Origin of the sequence: Nostoc cf. edaphicum LEGE 07299 (assembly GCF_015207245.1) — a bacterium.
Taxonomy (GTDB): Bacteria; Cyanobacteriota; Cyanobacteriia; order Cyanobacteriales; family Nostocaceae; genus Nostoc; species Nostoc edaphicum_B.
Genome location: NZ_JADEXF010000355.1, coordinates 1 through 5108 on the forward strand (window position 1 = coordinate 1; position 5108 = coordinate 5108).

Annotated in this window: 2 protein-coding genes; both read right to left on the minus strand. The window is 43.8% G+C overall.

Annotated features, from left to right (window positions below; genetic code table 11):
• Positions 1-2924 (minus strand): eCIS core domain-containing protein (locus IQ229_RS12430; RefSeq protein WP_228013421.1); only part of this gene is annotated, 2924 nt, incomplete at its 3' end.
• A gap of 409 nt (positions 2925-3333) precedes the next feature.
• Positions 3334-4704, minus strand: a complete 1371-nt coding sequence (locus IQ229_RS24520; protein ID WP_194044093.1) for a calcium-binding protein — start codon at positions 4702-4704, stop codon at positions 3334-3336.
• Positions 4705-5108: the final 404 nt, after the last annotated feature.

The following is a 5108-nucleotide window of genomic DNA, read 5'->3' on the forward strand; positions in this document are numbered from 1 at the left end:
GTCAGTCCTTTACTAATAATGGCGACGACGTTGTTAATTACACCATCCATCTGATTGATGTAAAGCTGCCGTCCCTCTTGATAGAAGGCGTTCACCTCTGAGGGCATACCAAACAATTTGTCTCCCAGCCATTTTGCTGGCCCAAAAAAGCCACTGTAGCGATCGCTCTTATAATCGTCCATCCGCTTGCCAACGTAATCCTCGAAGACTTTCTTGGCTTCCGCAGCACCATTATCAAAGGCTTGTATAACTTGTCCGTCTAGTTCACCGAGGGTTTTTTCAACTTTACCCTTCGTACTGTCATAAATCTTATTAATATCACTAGCAACTTTTGCCCGTGCTTGCTCATCCTTGCCCTTGGCTCCCACTTGCTGTTCTGTTACCTGCCCCAGGTTTTGAGTACGGATACCGTGCATTGCTTGCAAATGCTGCTGGGCTGTAGCTTCTGCCGTAGATTGAGCGGTTGCGAGTATCCCTTGCTCTTGCTGGCGATATTGTGGCGGCGCTTCTTGTGCATTGGTTTGAGCATCTTTCTTGGCTGCGAGTGCCCCTTGAAACTCCGGTTCATTGGAGTTTGCCAATTGCTCCTCGGTAACATCCGCCTCTTTCATCTGCTGGTCAAGTTTTTTACTGTCCTCTTGCAGTGGTGCCTCGACTTCACCTTGTCCCTTAGATTTGGGTGCAGCTTTATCTGCATCAACGCCTGTTGGCGGTGTCCCTGGCTCATTCTTTGGCAGTGGTGTTACTTGCTTCGCTTCAATGCCACTGGTATCAGGTTTTTCTTTAGTTTTCTCTTCTAGCTGACTCTGAGAGCTTTTCTGTTCTTCTTTAACCTGACCACTCAAATCGCCTTTAACAGAGTCCAGTTTATTGTTATTTTTAAAGTTGTCCGCCTCTTCCAAGTTCTTGGGAGCCATGTCAGCGATGCGCTCCATCAATTTTGCTTTGAAGGCCGCAGCGTCAAATCCTGGTGTTGGGGCTTGTTGCATCTCACCAACTTGATTGGCTTGCGCTTTGCTGTCTACTTCATTGCCTGGAGGTTGGGCTGCCGCTTGGGCTTCTTGGGCTTTGCTATTGGCAGGTGGGTGTTTTTTCTCAAGTCCTGCAACCTCTTTAGTTGTGCTGGCTACCGCTTGAAATGCTGGGTCATCTTCAGGGCAAGTGGGAGCTTTTTTACCATCATCAGCGATCGCTTTACTACCAACTGCTGCATCAGGTAATTTTACTGTTGCATTAGTTGTATTTGCTCCTGGTAATGCTGCGATCGCTTTCCCTGCGTTTCCTCCAGATAAATCTGCGTTTCCCTTACCTAAATCTGCTCCTTTGGTTTGAGCTTGCTGTTGAGAATCGACCTTTTCTGTATTAGCTTTGGTATCTTTTGACTCAGGCTCTTTTGGTTTATTTCCCCCGACCTCAACCTGTTTCTGAGTTACTGCTGCACCAACCTTTTTTGTCGGGGGTGGATCTGTTGCCACGTTCCCGCCATCATCTGGTGGTGTGGGGATAGCTTGGTGTTTTTCTGCCGTAGCCTGATTTTGTTGTTCGCCGTTTTCTGTATCAGTTTTGGATTCTAAATTTTTTTGGTTATCTTCGTCACTTGGTTTTTGGAAATTCTCCCGCAGTTGGATAGCTAGCCCATACCCCGCAGAGGTTGTCGGTAGAGCTTTTGTCTGGAGTTTGTTTTCTTTTGGTGCTACATGAAGAGATTTAGGCTGTACTGCACTGCCATTCTGCTGGACAACGTGCGTCAACTCATGGGCCAGTAATTCTTTGCCTGCATTACTTCCAGGAGAGTATTCGCCTTGACGGAAGAACACATCTTGTCCTGTGGTAAAAGCACGAGCTTGTATAGATTCATTTAAGCGATTAGATTGAGCATCAGTATGAACTCGGACGCTACCGAAATCAGCCCCAAATGCTTGTTCCATTGGGTGCTTGATATCATCTGCAAGTGGCTGCCCATTGCCACGTGCTTGTTGGATTGAAGTTTCTAGCTCAGATGTTGCGGCTGTCCTTCCTCCACCCTGACGCTGCACCAAAGGAGTAACGGAATCCGCCAGGGATTTCATTTGTATTTGGTCTTCTTCCTCTGGTAATGCCTCCCGTTGGATAGATTGCACAGGTTCGCTCATCCTCTGCATCACCAACTGGGCGACGCTATCAGCCTCCTGCTCATAAATGTCTCCAGGTTGGTTAACTGTCAGTTTTGTGTGTGGACGCCGCAGTGATATTCGACTAATGTCATGTCCAAGCGGTTTGCTTGGAGATTTTACCTCATTCACTCTCTGGAATGAAGTACCAAGCGGCTTCATTTGCAATTTTTCTTCCTTTGGTAGTTCCTCCCGTTGCAGCGAGGGAGTTTCTTCCAAAGATTTCATTTGTACTTCTTCTTCCTCTAGCAGTTCCTCGCGCTGAATACTGCCCTTTGGTTTCATTTGCAATTCTTCTTCAGGTAATTCTTCTCGCTGAAGTTGCTCACTCTGTGGCTGATGAATTCTTTGCATCACCTGACGCGCCGTTTGGTCGGCTTCTTGCTCGTACTTATCTCCAGGCTCCCCAATCGTCAGTTTTGCCTGAATTGGTGTTGATGTATCTGGTCTTCTGACTGGAATATTGGCAAAGTTATGACCAAATCGAGTTGCTTTTTCCAGTCGAGAATTCAAAGATCGATCCATCTTGGCTTGCAAGACAGTCAGCCGTTCTTGTCCCTCTGGCGTAATCGTCCGATGCTTGGCTTGTAATTCCAATCCAGCTGCTTCCATCTTTTCTTCTGCAAAAGCTTCATTCTCTACCTCCGTTTGTATCACAGGCGTAAAAGATGCTTTTTGAGTTTGGCCACCAAACGGTCTATAGGCCAATTGAGGAGTTTGTTCTGGTGCTTGGGAATTAGAAAAGCTGGATGAGGGACTTTTGAGGGATTTCATCGGTTTTATTGCAACTATTGACGATCCAATTTGTCAAGGTGATTAGTTTTGATTATCATTTCCCCAAACAAAATTGCAATTATCAAGATAATTTTAGAACGCTAATCAATTAAAAAGAATTAAGATGTGTTGCTCCTGGAGATAAGTACTGGCTTGTAAAAAGTCTCATGTCGGATAAAGGAGAACACGCAGCCGTGTTCCCCTAGCCAAGAGGAAAAGTATTCTTGAATCTGCCTTCTGATATTAGTACTTTCTTAAGTTGACAATGTTTTTATGCAAAACTGACTCCTAGTGTATAAGAAAAATCAGGATTAGAACTGCTACCAGAGAAAGTTCCGCAATCTTCAGGCAAGATAACCCTTCAGGGCTGGCGAATGTATTGTTTGTACTTTATCCAGTATTTTTCCGCTCATAGAAAAGTGAAGTTGTCACTATCAAGTGTGAGACCCACTACCCCCTGCACAACACCGATGATTTCATCTTGCTCTGCTCCCAATTTGTCTAAGAATATTCGTGTGTTACTTCCAACAACTTGCAAGCGGTAATCCTGTGAAAATCCGTTGAGTTGAATTCGGTCTTGGCTAGAGTTGAAGTCAGTAATAGTAGCCAAGTCTCCAAAACCAGGATTCGTAGTGTTGTTATCGTCGTAGAAAACACTTACAGCGTCTCCCAGGATAAATCTATCTACCCCAGACCCGCCAGTCAAGTTATCAATTTCCCCTAATCCAGGTGGAAGCGGACTACCAGGAAAAGTACCGATGAGGATATCATTTCCAGATCCCCCATTGAGGATATCATTGCCCGGCCCGCCTTGTAGGCTATCATTGCCGTCCTCACCATTGAGGATATCATCGCCATTATTACCGTCTAGGGTATCATCGCCTGCTCTTGCATTTATAGTGTTATTAGAAGTATTGCCAAAAAGAAAGTTGTTAAAACTGTTACCTATCCCGGTAATGTTGCCACCTTCCCTCAGCCTCAGGTTCTCCAGATTGGCTCCTAATGTGTAGTTTACAGAAGACCGGACGTTATCTATGCCTGAATTCGCCGCCTCTGTAATGGTATCAAGAGTAGTGTCAACAATGTAAATATCGTCACCTGCTCCCCCATTCAAAGTGTCAATACCTAAACCGCCGTCAAGTGTGTCATTGCCATTATTACCGGATAATCGGTTATTTTGGTTATCGCCAGTAATGCTGTCATTTGCATTTGTGCCGATGACATTATCAAAGTTGACTGCGGTAAATGACAATGTTCCCAAACCAGGAACCTTATTAGCAGCCAAACTTTGGGTTTGCAGGTTAACGGCGATAGATACTCCAGCCGAAGATTGGGATGCATCTATGGTATTGTTGGCAACATTAGGATTAGCAATAATCTTTTCTACTTTAAAGAGTAGGTCTTTTCCCAATCCCCCAGCTTTTTGAATGATTCCAACACTTGACAAGGTAATGGTTTGACCTAGTTGACTGTAGTCTGCGGTATCAATCCCATCTCCACCATCAATGCTATCGTTACCCTGACTGCCTTTGAAGGTGTCACTTCCTGCACCACCTTTTAGAGTGTCGTTTCCTGTACCTCCATCAAGTGTATCATTGCCATCTCCACCGCTTAGACTGTCGTTTGCAGTCCCACCTGCGAGGGAATCGTTACCAGCCAAGCCATTCAAGATATCGTTACCGGAGGTACTATTGGCGTTACCACCACTAGCCCAACCAACTATAGTGTCATTTCCCGAACTCCCATTTATCGTGTCAGGATTTGTAGTACCGAAAGCCATATTATCTCTCCTAAATTTCTCACTAAATATGTAAGTTCAGCATCAATCAAAGAACTCTTTATCAGTTCAATGTAGATTACTTGTAATTTGCGTAATTTCATGTTAAAAAACATTAACTATTTAGTTAGGAGCTTCTCCAGAAAAAATATCCAACTACTTGCTGGGAGATAATCCTAAAAGCCAGTTCTTAGTTGCGTGCGAAACGCCTACTCTACAAAATTAGATAATTTATTTTCTGAAAAGACGTTAATAGATTGCGCAAATTATTAAATAATTAGGTCAGATATTTTGGTTTTTTCCAATTTTTGTAAACAATGCCGTAATTATTGAATTATTATGAATTATAATGCTATAAAAAATTTTACCAAATATTCAAAACTTTAATAATTCCGATATATAATAAT

Excerpts from the sequence above, each read along its gene's own strand:
- IQ229_RS24520 (WP_194044093.1), bottom strand. The coding sequence starts at position 4,704 with ATGGCTTTCGGTACTACAAATCCTGACACGATAAATGGGAGTTCGGGA.